The 21110-nt window shown below is 64.4% G+C and carries 17 protein-coding genes; 4 read left to right on the top strand and 13 right to left on the bottom strand.

Going from position 1 to position 21110, the window contains the following annotated elements:
* The first annotated feature begins 81 nt into the window (after positions 1-81).
* Genes B2790_RS12975 through B2790_RS12985 form a run of 3 tightly spaced genes read left to right on the top strand, consistent with a single transcriptional unit; the run spans position 82 to position 3636 of the window.
* A complete protein-coding gene (locus B2790_RS12975; protein ID WP_286918957.1) occupies positions 82-999 on the top strand; it encodes a putative 2-dehydropantoate 2-reductase in 918 nt (305 codons plus the stop codon).
* A 38-nt stretch (positions 1000-1037) separates the two neighbouring features.
* Positions 1038-3068, top strand: coding sequence for a sensor histidine kinase (locus tag B2790_RS12980; RefSeq protein WP_085592119.1), 2031 nt, complete (start codon positions 1038-1040; stop codon positions 3066-3068).
* Between the two features lies 1 nt (position 3069).
* A complete protein-coding gene (locus B2790_RS12985) occupies positions 3070-3636 on the top strand; it encodes a cob(I)yrinic acid a,c-diamide adenosyltransferase (protein WP_286918958.1) in 567 nt (188 codons plus the stop codon).
* Positions 3637-3782: 146 nt separating this feature from the next.
* Here the strand turns inward: B2790_RS12985 and B2790_RS12990 are convergent, their stop codons facing one another.
* From B2790_RS12990 to secA, 4 genes are all read right to left on the bottom strand, one after another.
* Positions 3783-4727, bottom strand: a complete 945-nt coding sequence (locus B2790_RS12990; protein WP_286918959.1) for a Nudix family hydrolase — start codon at positions 4725-4727, stop codon at positions 3783-3785.
* Positions 4724-5356 (bottom strand): glutathione S-transferase family protein, encoded by a 633-nt coding sequence (locus tag B2790_RS12995; protein WP_025340541.1) that lies wholly within the window; start codon positions 5354-5356, stop codon positions 4724-4726. The genes B2790_RS12990 and B2790_RS12995 overlap by 4 nt, the downstream gene beginning before the upstream one ends.
* A gap of 143 nt (positions 5357-5499) precedes the next feature.
* On the bottom strand, positions 5500-6717 hold the full coding sequence (gene argJ, locus B2790_RS13000; protein ID WP_023662147.1) for a bifunctional glutamate N-acetyltransferase/amino-acid acetyltransferase ArgJ: 1218 nt from the start codon (positions 6715-6717) through the stop codon (positions 5500-5502).
* Between the two features lie 173 nt (positions 6718-6890).
* Positions 6891-9626, bottom strand: a complete 2736-nt coding sequence (gene secA / locus B2790_RS13005) for a preprotein translocase subunit SecA (RefSeq protein ID WP_075046258.1) — start codon at positions 9624-9626, stop codon at positions 6891-6893.
* Between the two features lie 392 nt (positions 9627-10018).
* Between secA and B2790_RS13010 the strand changes: the two genes are divergently transcribed.
* Complete coding sequence (locus B2790_RS13010) at positions 10019-10474, top strand: DUF721 domain-containing protein (protein WP_085614293.1); 456 nt, start codon at positions 10019-10021, stop codon at positions 10472-10474.
* 190 nt (positions 10475-10664) lie between these two features.
* Here B2790_RS13010 and lpxC read toward each other — a convergent pair whose 3' ends face one another.
* The 9 genes from lpxC to murD all read right to left on the bottom strand — a co-directional run bounded on the left by lpxC (position 10665) and on the right by murD (position 21107).
* Positions 10665-11576, bottom strand: coding sequence for a UDP-3-O-acyl-N-acetylglucosamine deacetylase (gene lpxC / locus B2790_RS13015; protein WP_003260771.1), 912 nt, complete (start codon positions 11574-11576; stop codon positions 10665-10667).
* 112 nt (positions 11577-11688) lie between these two features.
* Positions 11689-12885 (bottom strand): cell division protein FtsZ, encoded by a 1197-nt coding sequence (gene ftsZ / locus B2790_RS13020; protein WP_003260772.1) that lies wholly within the window; start codon positions 12883-12885, stop codon positions 11689-11691.
* Between the two features lie 55 nt (positions 12886-12940).
* Positions 12941-14197, bottom strand: coding sequence for a cell division protein FtsA (gene ftsA, locus B2790_RS13025; protein WP_051098537.1), 1257 nt, complete (start codon positions 14195-14197; stop codon positions 12941-12943).
* Positions 14198-14211: 14 nt separating this feature from the next.
* Positions 14212-15081 carry a cell division protein FtsQ/DivIB gene (locus B2790_RS13030; RefSeq protein WP_025340544.1) on the bottom strand — a complete coding sequence of 290 codons (870 nt, stop codon included), beginning with the start codon at positions 15079-15081 and terminating at the stop codon, positions 14212-14214.
* Positions 15082-15086: 5 nt separating this feature from the next.
* The gene (locus tag B2790_RS13035; protein WP_015271707.1) at positions 15087-16043 is read right to left on the bottom strand and encodes a D-alanine--D-alanine ligase; all 957 of its coding nucleotides are present in this window, start codon (positions 16041-16043) and stop codon (positions 15087-15089) included.
* Positions 16040-17488 (bottom strand): UDP-N-acetylmuramate--L-alanine ligase, encoded by a 1449-nt coding sequence (gene murC / locus B2790_RS13040; RefSeq protein WP_013974110.1) that lies wholly within the window; start codon positions 17486-17488, stop codon positions 16040-16042. Before murC ends, B2790_RS13035 begins: the two co-directional genes overlap by 4 nt.
* Positions 17481-18560, bottom strand: coding sequence for an undecaprenyldiphospho-muramoylpentapeptide beta-N-acetylglucosaminyltransferase (gene murG / locus B2790_RS13045; RefSeq protein WP_286918960.1), 1080 nt, complete (start codon positions 18558-18560; stop codon positions 17481-17483). Before murG ends, murC begins: the two co-directional genes overlap by 8 nt.
* Positions 18550-19764: a putative lipid II flippase FtsW gene (gene ftsW / locus B2790_RS13050; RefSeq protein WP_414708587.1), complete on the bottom strand. Its 1215-nt coding sequence runs from the start codon at positions 19762-19764 to the stop codon at positions 18550-18552. The genes murG and ftsW overlap by 11 nt, the downstream gene beginning before the upstream one ends.
* Positions 19761-21107 carry a UDP-N-acetylmuramoyl-L-alanine--D-glutamate ligase gene (murD, locus tag B2790_RS13055; protein ID WP_039613069.1) on the bottom strand — a complete coding sequence of 449 codons (1347 nt, stop codon included), beginning with the start codon at positions 21105-21107 and terminating at the stop codon, positions 19761-19763. Before murD ends, ftsW begins: the two co-directional genes overlap by 4 nt.
* Positions 21108-21110: the final 3 nt, after the last annotated feature.

Genomic DNA, 21110 nt, shown 5'->3' on the forward strand with positions numbered 1-21110 from the left:
AAGCGCGCTCAGGCTGAAGATGGAGCGCGCTGGGTTTGACGGTTAAAATGCGGGCTCATTATAACGGGTTGCGAAACGCATATGAGCAGCACCTGGCATATTCTCGGCGCCGGTAGCCTGGGCAGCCTGTGGGCTTGCCGCCTGGCGCGCGCAGGCAAGGCAGTACGCCTGATCCTGCGTGACGGGCAACGGCTGCAGGCCTACCAGCAGGCCGGCGGCCTTACCCTGGTCGAACAGGACCAGCCCCGCCACTACGCCATCCCCGCCGAAACCGCGCAGGCACACGGCCCGATCCATCGTCTGCTGGTGGCCTGCAAGGCCTACGACGCTGCCCCGGCCATTGCCGGCGTGGCAGCGCGCCTGGCCGAGGGCGCCGAAGTGGTGCTGCTGCAGAACGGCCTGGGCAGCCAGGACGAAGTCGCCGACCTGGTGCCCCACGCGCGCTGCATCTTCGCCTCCAGTACCGAAGGGGCGTTCCGCGAGGGTGACTGGCAGGTACGCTTTGCCGGCCACGGCTTCAACTGGCTGGGCGACCCACGCAATCCGACGATCCCGACCTGGTTCGATGACCTGCACGAGGCCGGCATCCCCGCCGAGTGGACGGTGGATATCCTCACCCGCCTGTGGCGCAAGCTGGCGCTCAATTGCGCCATCAACCCGCTGACCGTGCTGCACGATTGCCAGAACGGCGGGCTGCTGGGGCACCTGGGCGAAGTGGACGCCCTGTGCGTCGAGCTGGCCCAGCTGCTGCGCCACTGTGGCCAGCCAGAAGCGGCAAACGGGCTGGACGAAGAAGTACAGCGGGTGATCCTCGCCACCGCAGCCAACTACTCTTCCATGTACCAGGATGTACGCGCTGGCCGGCGCACCGAGGTGCACTACCTGCTTGGCCACGCCTGCCGCGCCGCTGGCCGTCATGGCCTGCAGCTGCCAGAGCTGGAACGCCTGCTGCAGCACCTGGTCGATAACCTGCGCGTGCGTGGTTTGCCCTGCGACTGACGCGGCCCTTTCAACCGGATATGGACATTGCCTAGCCCATGACCTTGCGCCAACGCCTGGAAAACCTCCCGGTCGGGCAGAAGCTGCTGGCGGCCCTGCTGGTGTTGCTGGTGACCATCCTGCTGGTGGCCAACCTCACCTTCATCAGCGCCGCCTACTGGATCACCCAGGAAAGCATGGCGCCACAGGCGCTGCACACCATCGGCCGGCTGGTGGCCAACCCGCAGCTGGCGGCCCGCGCCGGCGACAGCCCGGACACCGCCAGCGCCCTGCTCAAGGAACTGGACAGCTACACGCCGCTGCGCGCCGCCGCCGTCTACGGTGGCGATGGCCGCATACTGGCGCAACTGCAGCACGGCGAGCCGCTGGCGTTGCCCAGGCGTTTTCGCGACATCGACGGCTGGCGCCTGATGGAGTTTCGCAGCACCCAGCTGATCCGCATGCCACGCGACGCCAACCCGCCCGCGCACCTGCTGCTGGTGGCCAGCAGCGAACTGCCCACGGCTTTCTATACCGGCACCCTCAGCGCCAGCCTTGGCATCCTGGTGTTCAGCATCCTGCTGTGGATCGTCATCGCCCGGCAGATCAAGCGCCTGATCACCCAGCCGATCAACCAGCTCGAAGAACTCAGCCGCCAGGTCACCCGCGAAGAAAGCTATGCCCTGCGTGCGCATCGCGGCAACGACGACGAAATCGGCAGCCTGGCCGAAGCGTTCAACACCATGCTTTCGCGCATCGAGGCCCGCGAACAGCAGCTCAAGCGCACCCGCGACGAGTTCCAGGAGGCCTATGACCAGGCCCAGGGCCTGGCTGAGGAAACCCGCCATACCAACCGCAAGCTGGAGCTGGAAGTCCAGGTGCGCAGCAAGATCGAGAAGAAACTCACCGGCTTCCAGAATTACCTCAACAGCATCATCGACTCGATGCCTTCGGCGCTGATCGCTCTCGACGAACAGCTCTACGTGACCCAGTGGAATCACGAAGCCACGGTGCTTTCCGGCACGCCACTGGACGAGGCGCTGAACCAGCCGATCTTCATCGCCTTCGAACCGCTCAAACCGTTCCTGCCACAGCTGAAGGAAACCGTGGAAAAGCACCGGGTGGCGAAGATCGAGCGGGTCACCTGGCCCAAGGGCGACGACCTGCGCCACTACGCCCTGACCTTCTACCCGCTGACCGGTGGCGGCGGCCGTGGCGTGGTCATCCGTATCGACGACATCACCCAGCGCCTGTCGCTGGAGGAAATGATGGTGCAATCGGAGAAGATGCTTTCGGTCGGCGGCCTGGCCGCCGGCATGGCCCACGAGATCAACAACCCGCTAGGCGCGATCCTGCATAACGTGCAGAACATCCGCCGGCGCCTGTCACCCGAGCTGCCGCGCAACCAGGAGCAGGCCGAGGAACTGGGCATCGACCTGCCCACGGTCAACCGCTATCTGGAGAGCCGCGAAGTGCCGCTATTGCTCGACGGCATCCAGCAGGCCGGTGCGCGGGCGGCGAAGATCGTCACCCACATGCTCAGTTTCAGCCGCCGCAGCAACCGCCAGTTGGCGCCGTGCGACCTGCCGGCGCTGATCGATCAGGCGGTGGAGATTGCCGGCAACGACTTCGACCTGGCCATCGGCTTCGACTTCAAGGGCCAGGCCATCGTGCGCCAGTTCGACCCCGAACTGGGGCAGGTGCCGTGCACGGCCAACGAATTGGAACAGGTGCTGCTGAACCTGCTGAAAAACGCCGCCCAGGCCATCCACCAGCGGCCGCAGCCGAGCGAGCCCGGGCGCATCACCCTGCGCACCCGCTTGAGCCCGCCATGGGCGGAAATCCAGGTCGAGGACAACGGCGTCGGCATGCCCGAGGGGGTGCGCAAACGCACCTTCGAGCCGTTCTTCACCACCAAGGAAATCGGCCAGGGCACCGGGCTGGGCCTGTCGGTCTCGTACTTCATCATCACCAACAACCACAAGGGGCAGATGGAAGTGCAATCCACGCCCGGCCAGGGTACCTGCTTCACCCTGCGCCTGCCCCTCGGCCAGCCGGCAGCGGTGGCGCCGGCCAAAACGGAGAAATGACATGGGTTACCGCCTGTCGAAGATCTACACCCGCACCGGCGACAAAGGCGAAACCGGCCTGGGCGACGGGCGTCGGGTGCCCAAGGACCACCCACGGATCGAAGCGATTGGCGAGGTGGACAGCCTGAACAGCCAACTGGGTTTGCTGCTGGCGGGGCTGGCCGAACAAGGGTTGGATGAAGTGAGCGCAGTATTGGCGCCGTGTCAGCACCGCCTGTTCGACCTGGGCGGTGAGCTGGCGATGCCCAGTTATCAGGCGTTGAACCTGGCGGAAGTGGAACGCCTGGAAGCAGCGATCGATGTGTGGAATGAAGAGCTGGGGCCGTTGAAGAACTTCATCTTGCCCAGTGGCTCGGCGCTGGTGGCGCAGGCGCATGTGTGCCGGAGCCTGGCGCGCAGTGCGGAGCGGCGGTGCCAGCAGCTGAATGCGCTGGAGCCGTTGGCGGGGGTTGGGTTGGCGTATATCAACCGGCTTTCGGATCTGCTGTTCGTGGCGGCGCGGATCATTGGGCGGCGGCAGGGGGTGGCTGAGGTTTTGTGGCAGCCAGCACCAAAGCCGGAGGTTTGAGATTGCCGGGGCTGCTGCGCAGCCCTTCGCGGGCTTGCCCNNTGCCCGCTCCCACAGGTACGGTACAGGTTTCAGGGTTTGGGAGTTCCCTGTGGGAGCGGGCAAGCCCGCGAATGGGCCGCAAAGCGGCCCCAATTACAGGCGACTCAGACCTCGGGCCAGAACGCCCGGATCCCGGCCACACCCTGTGCCCCCGCTTCCCAGGCCTGCTCACGCTCACCCGGCCCTACCCCACCCAGCAGGTAGACCGGCTTGTTGAACCCGGCAATCAACCGCTGTGCCTCGTCCCACCCCAGCGGCACCGCCTCAGGGTGAGTCCGGGTCGCCTGCACCGGCGACAAGGTGACGAAGTCCACGCCCATCTGCTCCGCCAGCGCCAGCTCTTCGGCACTGTGGCAGGACGCCGCCAGCCAGCGCTCCTTGGGGAACGGCCGGCCGTTGGCGGCATACTTGCGCAGTTGTGCAGCCGTCAGGTGCCAACCCGCGGCTGGGAAGTCACCCAGCCACTCCAGCGGCCCCTTGAGCATCAGCTGCGCCTTGCCCGCGCACAGGCCGACCGCATCCACCGCCACATCGCGGTACTTGGGGTCGTACATGTCCGGGGCACGCAACTGGATCAGGCGAATGCCGCTGGCCACCGCCTTCTGGATGCCCTTGAGCATCTGCGGCACTTCCAGGCCATCGGGGGTGATCAGGTACTGGTCCGGCAGGCGCGCGGCTGCAACGATCGGTTTATTGGCCTCGGGGAATTCGTACTGGGGCAAATCACGTGGGGCAACCCATTCCAGCGGCTGACCCTCGGCGCCATGCGGCTCGCCGGTGAACGCCTCGACTTCGCGCACATCCAGCAGCACCTGCTTGTCCGGGTAGTCGTGGCTGACCTTGATCAGCGCGCGCGAACGGCTTACCTCGATGCCCAGCTCCTCGCGCAGCTCGCGGGTCAGCGCCGCCTCGACGCCCTCACCCTCTTCCACCTTGCCGCCCGGGAATTCCCACAGGCCGCCCTGGTGCTGGGTATCGGCACGCCGTGCGATCAGAATGCGGCCGTCAGTACCACGAATGACAGCGGCTACAACATGAATCCGTTTCACCCTTCACGCTCCGCCAGGCCAGCCTGCTGCCAGGCCTGGAAGGCCGGCCAATGGTAAATGGTTTCGATATAGGCCGCCGCCTCCGCAGGCACTTCCACGCGGTAGGTGCGCAGGCGTACGGCCACCGGGGCAAAGAAGGCATCGGCCAGGCTTGGCTTGCCGAACAGGAACGGGCCGCTGTCCTTGGCCACCAGGCGGCATTCGGACCACAGTGCAACGATACGGTCGATATCGATTTGAACCTCCAGCGGCACGCTGTCCAGCGCCTGGTCGCGCGACAGGTCGAACGGCATGGCACCGCGCAGTGCGAAGAAGCCGCTGTGCATCTGCGCACAGGCCGAACGGGCCTGGGCCCGGGCCGCCACGTCGGCAGGCCACAGCTGGGCGTCGGGGTGGCGTTCGTTGAGGTATTCGGCAATGGCCAGCGAATCGGCGATCACACCGTGCTCGGTCTTGAGCAGCGGTACCTTGCCGGTAGCAGAGAAGGCGAGGATGCGCTGACGGGTGTCAGGCTGGTTGAGTTTGATCAGTGTTTCTTCGTAAGGCACGCCAGCCAGCTCGAGGGCCAGGGCGCCACGCAGCGACCAGGAGGAATACAGCTTGTCGCCGATGATCAGGTGATAGCTCATGGTTCGGCTCCATCGTTTGGGAATTTTGGGGCTGCTCTGCAGCCCTTTCGCGACACAAGGCCGCTCCCACATGGGGCGATGTACGCAGGTCCTTGTGGGAGCGGCCTTGTGTCGCGATGGGCCGCAACGCGGCCCCAATTACATCAGGTACGGTACTCGGCGTTGATCTTCACGTACTCGTGGGACAGGTCGGTGGTCCAGATGGTTTCGCTGCACTGGCCACGGCCCAGCTCGATACGGATGGTGATCTCTTCCTGGGCCATTACCTTGGCGCCCTGGTCTTCGGTGTAGCTCGGGCTGCGGCCGCCTTTGCTGGCAATGCACACGCTGTCCAGGTACACATCGATCAGGCTCACATCCAGCTCCGGTACACCGGCACGGCCAACGGCGGCGAGGATACGGCCCCAGTTGGGGTCGGAAGCGAACAGCGCAGTCTTGATCAGCGGCGAGTGGGCCACGGCGTAGCCGACGTCCAGGCACTCCTGGTGGTTGCCACCGCCGTTGACCTGCACGGTAACGAACTTGGTGGCGCCTTCGCCGTCACGGACGATGGCCTGAGCCACTTCCATGCACACTTCGAACACCGCCTTCTTCAGCGCTTCGAACAATGCGCCGCTGGCTTCGGTGACTTCCGGCAGGTTGGCCTTGCCGGTGGCGATCAGCATGCAGCAGTCGTTGGTCGAGGTGTCGCCATCGATGGTGATGCGGTTGAACGACTTGTTGGCACCGTCCAGCATCAGGTCCTTGAGTACCGCCGGGGCAACCTTGGCGTCGGTGGCGATGTAGCCGAGCATGGTAGCCATGTTCGGGCGAATCATGCCTGCACCCTTGCTGATGCCGGTGACGGTAACGGTCACGCCATCGTGCTGGAACTGGCGGCTGGCACCCTTGGGCAGGGTGTCGGTGGTCATGATGCCGGTGGCGGCTTCGGCCCAGTGGTTTTCCGACAGGTTGTCGAGGGCGGCCTGCAGCGCGCCTTCGATCTTCTCGACCGGCAGCGGCTCGCCGATTACGCCGGTGGAGAACGGCAGTACCGACTCGGCCGGTACGCCGGCCAGCTCGGCCAGCTTGGCGCAGGTGCGTTCGGCGGCGGCCAGGCCTGGCGCGCCGGTGCCGGCGTTGGCGTTACCGGTGTTGGTCAGCAGGTAGCGCACGGTGCCCTGCACACGCTGCTTGGACAGGATCACCGGCGCTGCGCAGAAGGCGTTGAGGGTGAACACGCCAGCCACGCTGGAGCCTTCGGCGCAGCGCATGACCACCACATCCTTGCGCCCCGGGCGCTTGATGCCGGCAGAAGCGATGCCGAGTTCAAAACCCGGAACCGGGTGCAGGGTGGGCAAAGGACCAAGACCAACAGCCATTAGAGCGCTCCTAGAAAATACGGTTGATATCGAAAAACGGGGCCGCTTCGCGCCCCATCGCGACACAAGGCCGCTCCCACATAGGACGGCGCAGCGTTGCGGCTGTGCGCTATCCCTGTGGGAGCGGCCTTGTGTCGCGATAGGGCCGCACCGCGGCCCCAATTCAGGTCAGATCACTCGATCTGCCCGTGGCAATGCTTGAACTTCTTGCCCGAACCACACCAGCACGGCTCGTTGCGGCCCAGCTTCTGCTCGTTGCGCACCGGTGCCGAGGCAACGGCCACTTCGGCGCCCTCCTCGTTCAGTTGCTCGCTTTCCAAGCCCGGGGCAGCGGCATGCTGGAACTGCATGCGGCTGGCCAGTTCCTCGGCCTCGCGGCGCAGGCGGGCCTCCTCTTCGACCGGGTCTTCGCGGCGTACCTGAACGTGCGACAGCACACGGATGGTGTCGCGCTTGATCGACTCGAGCAGCTCCTGGAACAGGCTGAAGGATTCGCGCTTGTACTCCTGCTTCGGGTTCTTCTGCGCATAACCACGCAGGTGGATACCGTGACGCAGGTGGTCCATGGTCGACAGGTGGTCTTTCCACAGGTCATCCAGCACGCGCAGCAGGATCTGCTTCTCGAAGGTACGCAGGGCTTCGATACCGGCCTGGTCTTCCTTCTCGGTGTACGCGGTGGTGATTTCGTTCAGCAGCTTCTCGCGCAGGGTCTCTTCGTAGAGGTGATCGTCCTCGTCGAGCCACTGCTGGATCGGCAGCTTCATGGCGAAATCGCTTGCAAGCGAAGCTTCCAGACCGGCCACGTCCCACTGCTCTGGCAGCGACTGCGGCGGAATGTGCTGGCTGATGGTAGCGTCCAGTACTTCCTTGCGGAATTCGACGATGGTGTCGCCAATGTTCTCGGCGGCCAGCAGGCTGTTGCGCATGTGGTAGATCACCTTGCGCTGCTCGTTGGCCACGTCGTCGTATTCCAGCAACTGCTTGCGGATGTCGAAGTTGCGGCCTTCGACCTTGCGCTGGGCCTTCTCGATGGCGTTGGTGACCATGCGGTGCTCGATGGCCTCGCCGGACTGCATGCCCAGCGCCTTCATGAAGTTCTTCACCCGGTCAGAGGCGAAGATACGCATCAGGCTGTCTTCCAGCGACAGGTAGAAGCGGCTGGAGCCCGGGTCGCCCTGACGGCCGGAACGGCCACGCAGCTGGTTGTCGATACGGCGCGATTCGTGGCGCTCGGAAGCGATCACGTGCAGGCCACCCGTCTCGATCACCTGCTGGTGACGCTTCTGCCAGTCGGCCTTGATCTGGGCGATCTGCTCGGCGGTCGGGTTTTCCAGGGCAGCCACTTCGGCTTCCCAGTTACCGCCCAGCAGGATGTCGGTACCACGGCCGGCCATGTTGGTGGCGATGGTCAGGGCACCTGGCGCACCGGCTTGCGCGATGATCTCGGCTTCCTTCTCGTGGTACTTGGCGTTGAGCACCTTGTGGTCGATACCTTCCTTCTTCAGGAGGTTGGACATGTGCTCGGAGGTTTCGATGGTCGCAGTACCCACCAGCACCGGGCGGCCCTGCTTCATGCTTTCCTTGATGTCGGCGATGATCGCGGCGTATTTCTCGTCGGCGGTCAGGTACACCAGGTCGTTGAAGTCTTTACGCGCCAACGGCTTGTTCGGCGGAATGACCATCACGTTGAGCCCGTAGATCGACTGGAACTCGAACGCTTCGGTGTCGGCGGTACCGGTCATGCCGGACAGCTTGGTGTACAGGCGGAAGTAGTTCTGGAAGGTGGTCGAAGCCAGGGTCTGGCTCTCGGCCTGAATGTTCAGGTTCTCTTTGGCTTCGATGGCCTGGTGCAGGCCTTCGGACAGACGACGGCCCGGCATGGTACGGCCGGTGTGCTCGTCGATCAGCAGGACCTGGCCGTCCTGGACGATGTATTCGATGTTGCGGTGGAACAGCTTGTGCGCGCGCAGGCCGGCGTAGACGTGGGTCAGCAGGCTCAGGTTATGCGCCGAGTACAGGCTCTCGCCCTCGGCCAGCAGGCCGGACTGGGTGAGCATCTCTTCGATGAATTGGTGACCGGCTTCGTTCAGCTCGACCTGACGGCTCTTCTCGTCGATGGTGAAGTGGCCTTCCTGGGTGACCTGGCCTTCGACCTCTTCGATGTGCTGGGTAAGGCGCGGGATCAGACGGTTGATCTCGATGTACAGCTTGGAGCTGTCCTCGGCCTGACCGGAGATGATCAGCGGGGTACGCGCTTCGTCGATGAGGATGGAGTCGACTTCGTCGATCACGGCGAAGTTCAGTTCACGCTGGAACTTCTCGTCCTGGCTGAACGCCATGTTGTCGCGCAGGTAGTCGAAACCGAATTCGTTGTTGGTGCCGTAGGTGATGTCGGACGCGTAGGCGGCGCGCTTTTCTTCCGGCGGCTGGAAGGCCGAGACGATGCCGACCGACAGGCCGAGGAACTCGTAAAGCGGGCGCATCCAGTTGGCGTCGCGGCGGGCCAGGTAGTCGTTGACGGTAACCACGTGCACGCCCTTGCCGGACAATGCGTTGAGGTACACGGCCAGGGTACCGACCAAGGTCTTGCCTTCACCGGTACGCATTTCTGCGATCATGCCCTCGTGCAGGGTCATGCCACCGATCAGCTGCACGTCGAAGTGGCGCATGCCCATCACGCGCTTGCCGGCCTCACGGGCCACGGCGAAGGCTTCAGGCAGCAACTGGTCCAGTGTCTCGCCTTTGGCCAGGCGCTCCTTGAACTCTGCGGTCTTGCCCCGCAGTTGCTCGTCGGAGAGGGCCACCATCTTCTCTTCGAGAGCATTGACGATGTTCACCGTCTTGAGCATGCGTTTGACTTCACGCTCGTTCTTGCTTCCAAAAAGTTTCTTTAACAAAGGCGCAAACATATCGGCAGGATCTTCCACACGTAGGGATGGAGGGCGGCCCCATGAGTCGCCCGTGCAGCCCTGAGGCCGCATGCGAACGAGCATTCTACCCGGAAACGATGGTGAGGAAAGTGGTGGATTTCCACGATGCTTGTACAGCGTTTTGGCGGGGGCTTGTTTTAGATAGGGGCATTTTCCCTGAGTTCAAGGTTCGGGAAGATGAAACGTATCGAGAATGAGTCTTGTCTTTGGTTGCCTGCACGGGCCTCTTCGCGGGCTTGCCCGCTCCCACAGGATCACCACAGGTCTCAAGTGTTGCGAAATACCTGTGGGAGCGGGCAAGCCCGCGAAGAGGCCGGTGCAGGCTACAAGAGGTGTTAAACTGCCGATCTTGTAACCTCATGCACATACCCATGGCCTACAAACCCTCCCCCGCCCAGCCGCCCTCGGCCCTGCTCCGCCAGGTCCGCCCGCTGCGCCTGCTGCTGAACCAGGCCGAACGCCTGGAGCACCTGCAGCGCCTGCTGGAAAGCCAGCTGCAACCAGCCGCCCGCGAGCACTGCCATGTGGCGTCGTGGCGCGATGGCACATTGTTGCTGGTGGTAACCGACGGCCACTGGGCAACCCGCCTGCGCTATCAGCAGAAACGCCTGATGTCGGCATTACAGGCCATGGAGGCATTCGCCAATCTCAGGCGCATCCTGTACAAGGTCCAGCCCCCGCTGGTGCCAGCCAAGCGTGGTGGCCATGCTGCGGAACTGTCCAATAACGCAGCCGAGAGCCTGCGCGATACCGCCGAGGGCATCACTGACCCCAAGCTGCGCGCAGCGCTGGAAAGGCTGGCAGCTCACGCCCAGGACAAGCGCTGACACCTTCAGGACTGCTGCGCAGTCCATTCGCGGGCACGCCCGCTCCCACAGGGTGCCCACTGCCTCTGGAGCGGCGCAGGACCTGTGGGAGCGGGCGTGCCCGCGAATGGCCGGACCTGCCCGGCAACATGCGTCAGCCATAAAAAAGGCCACCCGAAGGTGGCCTTAATGAACTAGAGAGTGTTCGAACTTACACGGCCGCAACAGGGCGCATGTACGAGATCGGTGCCGTGCTGGCATCTTCGAAGGTGACCACTTCCCAGGCATCGGTTTCGGCAATCAGCTTGCGCAACAGCTGGTTGTTCAGCGCGTGGCCGGACTTGTAGCCCTTGAACTCGCCGATCAGGCTGTTGCCCAGCAGGTAAAGGTCGCCAATGGCGTCGAGGATCTTGTGCTTGACGAATTCGTCATCGGAACGAAGGCCGTCTTCGTTGAGCACACCGGTCTCGTCGACCACGATGGCGTTCTCGACACTGCCACCCAGCGCAAGGTTGTGCTTGCGCAGGTACTCGATGTCACGCATGAAACCGAAGGTACGGGCGCGGCTGACTTCCTTCACGAACGAGGTGCTGGAGAAGTCGACGACCGCACTCTGGGTCTGGCCCTTGAGGACCGGATGATCGAAGTCGATCTCGAAGCTCACCTTGAAACCGTCGAAAGGCAGGAAAGTGGCGCGCTTGTCGCCCTCTTCCACGGTTACCTCACGCAGGATGCGGATGAACTTCTTGGCTGCGTCCTGTTCTTCCAGGCCGGCAGACTGAATCAGAAATACAAAGGGTCCGGCGCTGCCATCCATGATCGGCACTTCCGAGGCGGAGAGCTCGACGTAGGCGTTATCGATGCCCAGGCCCGCCATGGCGGAGAGCAGGTGCTCGACCGTATCGACCTTGACGTCACCGTTGACCAGCGTCGTCGACATGGTTGTCTCGCCGACGTTGGCCGCGCGCGCCGGGATTTCGACCACAGGGTCGAGGTCGGCGCGGCGGAAGACGATGCCGGTGTCAACAGGTGCAGGCTTGAGGGTCAGGTAAACCTTCTCCCCGGAGTGCAGACCGACACCTGTGGCACGGATGGTATTCTTCAGGGTGCGTTGTTTAATCATGGCATTGGCCGCTTCAGCGCAAATTGCGAACAGGTATCAACAAAGGCTGGGGATGATAACAGACCCAACCTTTGATGAATACCAATCACCTTTATACCCCTGATAAATTCCATTAATCAGCCTGACGACGCAGGAATGCCGGGATATCGAGGTAGTCCAGGTCATCCTGAGGGTTCAGTTTAGCGGCTGCAGCAGCACCTGCATGGGCCTGGTTGCGCATTACGGTCGGGCGCTCCAGGTCACGGTAGTTGACCGCAGGCTGCTCCTGGCGAACCGGCGCCGGGTTGGAAGCCTCGTACACCTGCTGGGCAGTCTGCAGGGTATTGTCGACCACCTTCACAGGCTTCTCGATGCGCGCGCCCAGGCCGGTGGCCACTACGGTCACGTGCAGCTCGTCACGCATGTCCGGGTCGATCACGGTACCGACCTTGACCATGGCGTGGTCGGAGGCGAAGGCTTCGATGATGCTACCCACGTCGGAGTACTCACCCAGCGACAGGTCAGGGCCTGCGGTGATGTTCACCAGGATGCCGCGGGCGCCCTGCAGGTTGACGTCTTCCAGCAGCGGGTTGCGGATCGCTGCCTCGGTGGCTTCACGCGCACGGTTCGGGCCGCTGGCGCAGCCAGTACCCATCATGGCCATGCCCATTTCACCCATCACGGTACGCACGTCGGCGAAGTCGACGTTGATCATGCCCGGGCGCTTGATGATATCGGAGATACCGCGCACGGCACCGGCCAGTACGTCGTCGGCCTTGGCGAAGGCGGACAGCAGGCTGGCATCCTTGCCCAGGATGGTCAGCAGCTTCTCGTTGGGGATGGTGATCAACGAGTCGACGCTTTCGGCCAGCATGCGGATGCCTTCATCGGCGATCTGCATGCGCTTGCGGCCTTCGAACGGGAACGGACGGGTCACCACGGCAACGGTGAGAATGCCCATTTCCTTGGCCACTTCGGCGATGATCGGCGCTGCACCGGTACCGGTACCGCCGCCCATGCCAGTGGTGATGAACACCATGTTGGTGCCCTGCAGCACTTCAGCGATGCGCTCACGGTCTTCCAGCGCGGCCTGGCGGCCGACTTCCGGATTGGCACCGGCACCCAGGCCCTTGGTCACGCCAGTGCCCAATTGCAGGATGGTGCGCGCGCCGATGTTCTTCAGCGCCTGGGCATCGGTGTTGGCGCAGATGAATTCCACGCCTTCGATGCTGCTCTTGACCATGTGGTTGACGGCGTTGCCGCCACCACCGCCAACACCGATCACTTTGATGACCGGGCTTTGCGGGACGTTGTCTACGAGCTCGAACATTTTCCCTCTCCTTACAGTTCTCTAGTTGTCGCGCCTACCACTACTGCTTTGAAACTTAGAAATTGCCCTGGACCCAGCGCTTGAAGCGTTCAAGCACTGGAGCCTTCGGTTCATCGCCATAGCTGTTGCTGCTGCTGTTACCGGTCAGGGGCAGGTCTTCGGTCTGCTTCTGCAGGCCGTAGGTGAGCAAGCCCACGCCGGTGGAATAGATCGGGTTGCGAACCACGTCGCTGAGCCCCCGAACGCTGTGCGGCACGCCCAGGCGTACCGGCATGTGGAAGATTTCCTCGGCCAGTTCCACGGCGCCTTCCATCTTGGCGGTGCCGCCGGTGAGGACGATGCCGGCCGGCACCAGGTCCTCGTAGCCGCTGCGGCGCAGTTCGGCCTGGATCAGGGTGAAGAGCTCGTCGTAACGTGGCTCCACCACCTCGGCCAGGGCCTGGCGCGACAGTTCGCGCGGTGGGCGATCACCCACGCTTGGCACCTTGATGGTCTCGCCAGCGCCAGCCAGTTTGGCCAGGGCGCAGGCGTAGCGGATCTTGATTTCTTCGGCGTACTGGGTCGGGGTACGCAGGGCCATGGCGATGTCGTTGGTCACCTGGTCGCCGGCAATCGGGATCACCGCGGTGTGACGGATCGCGCCCTCGGTGAAAATGGCGATGTCGGTGGTGCCACCACCGATGTCCACCAGGCACACGCCCAGCTCTTTTTCATCGTCGGTCAGCACCGAGTAGGCCGAGGCCAGCTGCTCGAGGATGATGTCGTCGATTTCCAGGCCGCAGCGGCGTACGCATTTTTCGATGTTCTGCGCCGCGTTGACCGCGCAGGTGACCACGTGGACCTTGGCTTCCAGACGTACGCCAGACATGCCCAGCGGCTCGCGCACGCCCTCCTGGTTGTCGATCACGTAGTCCTGCGGCAGGGTGTGCAGCACGCGCTGGTCAGCCGGGATGGCAACGGCCTGGGCGGCGTCGAGTACGCGCTCCAGGTCGGCCAGGCTGACCTCGCGGTCGCGGATGGCGACGATGCCGTGGGAGTTCAGGCTGCGGATGTGGTTGCCGGCTACGCCGACGAAGGCCGAGTGGATGCGGCAGCCGGCCATCAGCTGCGCTTCTTCCACCGCGCGCTGGATCGACTGCACGGTGGACTCGATGTTCACCACCACGCCTTTTTTCAGGCCGCGGGACGGATGGGTACCGATCCCGACGATTTCCAGGGTGCCGTCCTCGCCCACTTCACCCACCAGCGCCACCACCTTGGAGGTGCCGATGTCCAGCCCGACGATCATTTTGCCGCTATGCGCGTTTGCCATGGTCCTGCCTCTCTCTAATTCTTCGCAACGGCGGGTTGGGCCGTCGTCGGTGCAATCGGTTCCCGCCAACCAACGGCAAGTCCGTTGGAGTAACGCAGATCAATGCGGGCGATAGTGCTGATCTGGTCTTTGAGTGTCTTGTCGTAAATGGCAATGAAACGGCGCATCTTCTCCACCAGATGGTCGCGCCCCAGCAGCAGCTCGATGCCTGGCCCGGCGCTGCTCGCGCCCGTGGTCAGGAACCAGCTGCCTCGCTCGCGCAGCTCCAGGCGAGCGATGGAAAAGCCCAGGGGGCGCAGCATCTGGCTCAATACCTGATACTGCTGCATCACTTGTTGCTGAGCACGCTGCGGCCCGGCCAGCTGCGGCAGGTGCTCGTAGTTGGCCAGTTCGCGCGGGGTGAAAGCCTGGCCCTGGTTGTTGAGCAAGGCTTCGTCACCCCAGCGCGCCACCGGCAACTGTTCTTCCAGGCGGATCACCACCTCGTCGGGCCACACCCGGCGCACTTCGGCGTGGGCGATCCACGGCATCTGCTCGAGCTCTGCGCGCATCGCCGGCAGGTCGACACTGAAGAAGCTCGCTGCCACGTAGGGCGCGATACGCTGCTGCACCGACTGCTGGCTGATGTAGCTGAGGTCGCCCTGCACGTCGATCTTGGTGATCGGCCGGTCGGCGTAGGGCATCAGGCGAATGGCGCCCTCGTAGGCGCCAAACCCGGCCGCCACCAGCAGCACCGGCCACAGCAGGCGCTTGAGACCACCCAGGCTTGGCCGCGGCAGGCGCGCCGATACGGGCTCGTCGGCCACCAGCCGGCTGGCACCACGCGGCACCGGCTTGCTACGGCCGGTAACGGGTTGCTGCTGACGTATCATCGCGCCTTGCATGGTTGTTAACCTCGCGTCGCCACGCTTTCGGCCAGGATCGCCAGCACCAGTTGCTGGAAGTCCAGGCCGGCCGCGCGGGCCGCCATGGGCACCAGGCTATGGTCGGTCATGCCGGGTGCGGTGTTGACTTCGAGCAGCCAGAACCGGCCCTGCTCGTCCTGCATCACGTCCAGCCGCCCCCAGCCTTCGATGCCGATGGCATCGCAGGCGCGCGCGGTCAGGTCGATCAGTTCTTGTTCCTTGACGCTGTCCAGGCCGCACGGAATGCGGTACTGGGTATCGTTGGCGATGTACTTGGCGTCGTAGTCGTAGAACACGTGCGGCGTACCCAGGGCGATCGGCGGCAGCACCTGGCCGCGCAATACCGCAACGGTGAACTCCGGCCCGTGGATCCACTGCTCCACCAGTACCTGGGAATCGTATCGGGCGGCATCCTGCCAGGCGGCGACCAGTTCCTGGGCGCTGTTCACCTTGGCCATGCCGATGCTGGAACCTTCATGGGCGGGTTTGACGATAAGCGGGAAGCCCAGTTCCGTACTGGCCTGCAAACAATCGCTTTCGCTCGCCAGCACCGCGTGGCGCGGGGTAGGAATACCCAGGCTCTGCCACACCTGCTTGGTGCGCAGCTTGTCCATGGCCAGTGCCGAGGCAAGGATGCCACTACCGGTGTAGGGGATGCCCAGGCACTCGAGCAGGCCTTGCATGCTGCCGTCTTCACCGCCACGGCCGTGGAGGATGATGAAAGCGCGGTCGATCTTCTCGCTTTGCAGGCGGTCGAGCAGGTCGTCACCCACGTCGATGGCGACCACGTCGACACCGGCGGTGGTCAGCGCGTCGATCACTGCGGCACCGGACTTGAGCGACACTTCGCGCTCGGCGCTCTTGCCGCCGTACAGCACCGCGACGCGGCCGAACGCCTTGACGTCCAGGGTCGAGTGCAGTTTGTCGTAGGCGCTGGTCATTTCGACTTCTCCTGCTTGGCGCCAGCGAACAGCGGGCTTTTCATCAATTGAGGGGCCAGGCCGCCGACATCACCGGCACCCTGGCAGATCAGGATGTCGCCAGCGCGCAGCAGTGGCTTGACCAGCGGCGCCAGGTCGACGCCACGCTCGATGTAGATCGGGTCCAGCTTGCCGCGCTGGCGGATGCTGTGGCACAGCTGGCGGCTGTCGGCGCCGGGGATCGGCTCTTCGCCGGCCGGGTAGACCTCCATCAGCAGCAGCACGTTGGCATCGCCCAGCACCTGGACGAAATCGTCGTACAGGTCGCGGGTACGGCTGTAGCGGTGCGGCTGGTAGACGATCACCAGGCGACGGCTTGGCCAACCGCCGCGCACGGCCTGGATCACCGCAGCCACTTCGGTCGGGTGGTGGCCGTAGTCGTCGACCAGCATCACGCTGCCGCCTTCGACCGGCAGTTCGCCGTACACCTGGAAGCGGCGGCCGACGCCCTGGAAGCCGGACAGGCCCTGGACGATGGCTTCGTCAGTGATGCCTTCGTCGGTAGCGATGGCGATGGTGGCCAAGGCGTTGAGCACGTTGTGGTTGCCGGGCATGTTCACCGACACCTCCAGCGGCTCGCGGTCGCGACGCAGCACGGTGAAGTGGGTCTGCATGCCCATCTGGCGCACGTTGATGGCGCGGATGTCGGCCTCGTCGCTGAAGCCATAGGTCACGGTCGGGCGCTTGACCTGTGGCAGGATCTCGCGCACTACCGGGTCGTCCAGGCACATCACGGCCAGGCCGTAGAACGGCAGGTTGTGCAGGAACTCGACGAAGGTTTTCTTCAGTTTGTTGAAGTCACCTTCGTAGGTCGCCATGTGGTCGGCGTCGATGTTGGTGACCACGGCAACCATTGGCTGCAAGTGCAGGAAGCTGGCATCGCTCTCGTCCGCTTCGGCGATCAGGTAGCGGCTGGTACCGAGTTGGGCATTGGTACCGGCAGCGGTCAGGCGGCCACCGATGACGAAGGTCGGGTCCAGGCCGCCAGCGGCGAACACCGAGGCCAGCAGGCTGGTGGTGGTGGTCTTGCCGTGGGTGCCGGCAACGGCCACGCCATGGCGATAGCGCATCAGCTCGGCGAGCATCTCGGCACGCGGCACCACCGGAATGCGCCGCTCGAGGGCGGTGGCGACTTCCGGGTTGGCCGGGTTGATGGCGCTGGACACCACCAGCACATCGGCGGTGGCGGCGTTCTCGGCGCGGTGGCCGACGAAGATCTCGGCGCCGAACGATTCCAGGCGTTCGGTAACCGGCGAGGCCTTCAGGTCGGAACCGGACACTTCATAGCCCAGGTTCAGCAACACTTCGGCAATGCCGCACATGCCCACGCCGCCGATACCGACGAAGTGGATACGGCGGATACGGCCCATCTTCGGCTGGGGCATGGCTTTCTGGCTCTCAACCATGGGCCACCTCCAGGCAGATATCGACCACGGTGCTGGTTGCGGCAGGTTTGGCCAGGCGCCGTGCGGTGCCTGCCATGACGTTGAGTTTCTCGGGTTGCATCAGCACCTCGTTCAGGCGTTCAGCGAGCTGCGCTGCGCCAGTTGTCGCTTGTGGCATCAGGAAGGCTGCGCCTTCCCGGGCCAGATATTGGGCGTTGTGGGTCTGGTGGTCGTCGATCGCGTGGGGCAATGGCACCAGCATCGAAGGCAGGCCCGCTGCCGCCAGCTCGCTGACGGTCAGGGCGCCGGCCCGGCACACCACAATGTCGGCCCAGCCATAGGCTTGGGCCATGTCCTTGATGAAGGGCTCTACCTGAGCCTCGACGCCCGCCTCGTGATAACGCTCGGCGGTGATCGGCGCGTGTTGCTTGCCGGCCTGGTGGAATACCTCTGGCCGAAGCGCAGGGGGTACTTCGGACAGGGCCTTAGGCAACAATTTGTTCAATGGTTCCGAACCCAGGCTGCCGCCCATCACCAGCAGGCGCGCACGGCGCTCGGCCAGGGGCGCGCGCAGGGCGTCCATGAACAGTTCCGGGCGCACCGGGTTGCCGGTGGTGCGCAGTTTGTCGCTGGCGGCGAAGGTGGCCGGGAAGGCTTCGCAAACACGCGCAGCCAGCGGCAGCAGCAGGCGGTTGGTGGTACCGGCGCGGGCATTCTGCTCGTGGATCACCAGCGGTACGCCGCACAGGCGTGCGGCCACGCCGCCGGGGCCGGTCACATAACCACCGAAGCCGACCACGCATACCGGCTTGAGCTCACGCACAATACGCCGCGCCTGCAGCACGGCCTTGACCAGGGTGAACGGCGCCTTGAGCAACGACAGCTTGCTCTTGCCGCGCAGGCCACTGACCTGGATCAGGTGCAGCGGCAGGCCGGCCTGGGGCACCAGTTCGTTCTCGATGCCACGCGGGGTGCCCAGCCAGTGCACGCTGTAGCCGCGCGCCTGGAATTCACGGGCGCAGGCCAGGGCCGGGAACACGTGGCCCCCGGTGCCGCCCGCCATGATCAGTACGTTCTTGCCGTCAGCGGCCATGATTGGTCTCCTCGGCAAAATCGCTTTCGCTGAATTCGTGCTCCTCACTGCCCAGGTGCGTGCGGCTTTCCCACTCGATACGCAGCAACAGGCCCACACAGGCACAGCAGATCACCAGCGAACTGCCCCCGTAGCTGAGGAACGGCAGGGTCAGGCCCTTGGTCGGCAGCAGGCCGACGTTCACACCGATGTTGATCAGGAACTGGCCGATCCACAGGAAGGCCAGGCCGAAGGCAACATAAGCGGCAAAGAACTGCTTGGCTTTTTCCGCCCACAGACCGATATACAGGGCACGTACAGTCACGAATACGAACAGCGCGATAGTCAGCAGCGAGCCGACCACGCCGAGCTCTTCGGCCAGTACCGAGAACACGAAGTCAGTGTGCGCTTCAGGCAGGTAGAACTGCTTCTGCACGCTGTTGCCCAGGCCAACGCCCAGCCACTCGCCACGGCCGAAGGCAATCAGCGCCTGGGTCAACTGGTAGCCCGAGCCGAACTGGTCGGACCACGGGTCGGTAAAGGTAATCAGGCGCGCCATCCGGTAAGGCTGCGCCTGTACCAGGACGAACACCGCGACCACCGCCAACACCACCATCAGGCTGAAGCGGAACAGCCCCACCCCGCCGAGGAACAGCATGGCCGCCGCCGCGCCCATCATCACCACGGTGGCGCCGAAGTCCGGCTCCATCAGCAGCAGGGCAGCCATGGGCAGCAGCACGATGAACGGTTTGAAGAAGCCCATCCAGGTTTCGCGTACCTCGGTCTGCCGGCGCACCAGGTAGCCGGCCAGGTAGACGACCACGAACACCTTGGCAATTTCCGAAGGCTGCACGTTGAAGAAGCTGAAGCCGATCCAGCGCATGGAGCCGTTCACTTCGCGGCCGATACCCGGCACCAGCACCAGTACCAGCAGGCCGAAGGCACCCAGCAGCATCATGAAGCCCATGCGCTGCCAGGTGGCGACCGGTACCAGCATGGTGGCGCCACAGGCGACCAGGCCGAGGAACACGTACACCAGGTGGCGGAACATGTGGTAAAGCGGGTTGCCCGACTGCACCGCAGCCACTTCCGAGGACGCCGAGGTGATCATCACCAGGCCCAGGCCCAGCAATGCCAGGCAGCCGGCGAGCATCGCGAAGTCCAGGTCGATGCCACGGCCGCTGATCAGCGGCGACGGATAGGGCTTGAGGATGCCGAAAATCATGCAAGGCCTCCCGCTGCCTGGGCGAACAGGCGCCCGCGTTCTTCGAAGTTCTTGAACATGTCGAGGCTGGCGCACGCCGGCGACAGCAGCACGGCATCACCCGCCTGGGCCAGTTCGGCGCATTGCTGCACGGCGTCGTCGAGGGTCTTCACGCGGACCAGTTGCACGCCATCGCCCAGGGCTTCGGCCAGGCGCTCGGCATCACGGCCAAGCAGTACCACGGCGCGGCAGAAGCGCTTGACCGGCTCGCGCAGCGCGGCGAAGTCGGCGCCCTTGCCATCGCCACCGGCGATCAGCACCAGCTTGCCTTCGATGTCGGCACCCAGGCCTTCGATGGCGGCCAGGGCAGCACCGACGTTGGTGGCCTTGGAATCGTCGTACCAGTTAACGCCATTGCGCTCGCGCACCCATTGGCAACGGTGGGCCAGGCCGCCGAACTCGCGCAGTGCCTCGAGCATCGGTTCGAACGGCAGGCCGGCAGCATGCCCCAGGGCCAGTGCCGCCAGGGCGTTGCTCTGGTTGTGGGCGCCGCGAATCTTCAGCTCACGCGCCGGCATCAGCGCCTGGAACTCGAACGCCAGGTATTTCTCGCCGTCCACTTCGCGCAGGCCGAAGGCCTTGAAGTCCGGCTGGTTGAGGCCGAAGGTCCAGCATGGGCGACCTTCCACCGGCAGCGGTCGGCTCAGGGCGTCCTGGCGGTTGACCACGACCTGGCGGGCACCACGGAAGATCCGGTGCTTGGCCAGGTGATAGGCCGGCAGGCCGCTGTAGCGGTCCATGTGGTCTTCGCTGATGTTCAGCACGGTGGCCACTTCGGCGTTGAGCTGGTCGGTGGTTTCCAGCTGGAAGCTGGACAGTTCCAGCACGTACAGCTCGACGTCATCGGCCAGCAGGTCCAGCGCCGGGGTACCGAGGTTGCCGCCCACCGCCACGCGCTTGCCCGCCTTGGCGGCCATTTCGCCAACCAGGGTGGTGACGGTGCTCTTGGCGTTGGAGCCGCTGATGGCAATGATCGGGGCCTTGGCGTGGCGGGCGAACAGTTCGATGTCACCGGACAGCTTCACGCCACGCGCGGCCGCCTGCTGCAGGGCCGGGGTGGCCAGGGCCAGGCCGGGGCTGACGTACAGCTCGTTGGCGCGGCACAGGAAGTCCACGTCCAGTTCACCACAGCGCACTTCCACCTGCGGGTAATCACGGCGCAGGGTGTCCAGTTCCGGCGGTTGCTCGCGGGTGTCGGCGACCGCAAAGGCAATGCCCCGGCTCGCCAGGAAGCGAACCAGGGACATGCCGCTCTTGCCGAGGCCGACAACGATGCGGAATTGGTCGGAAGCGATCAGGGACACGCT

The sequence above is a fragment of the Pseudomonas sp. UBA6753 genome (assembly GCF_002453565.1).
In the GTDB taxonomy this organism is placed as follows: Bacteria; Pseudomonadota; Gammaproteobacteria; order Pseudomonadales; family Pseudomonadaceae; genus Aquipseudomonas; species Aquipseudomonas putida_Z.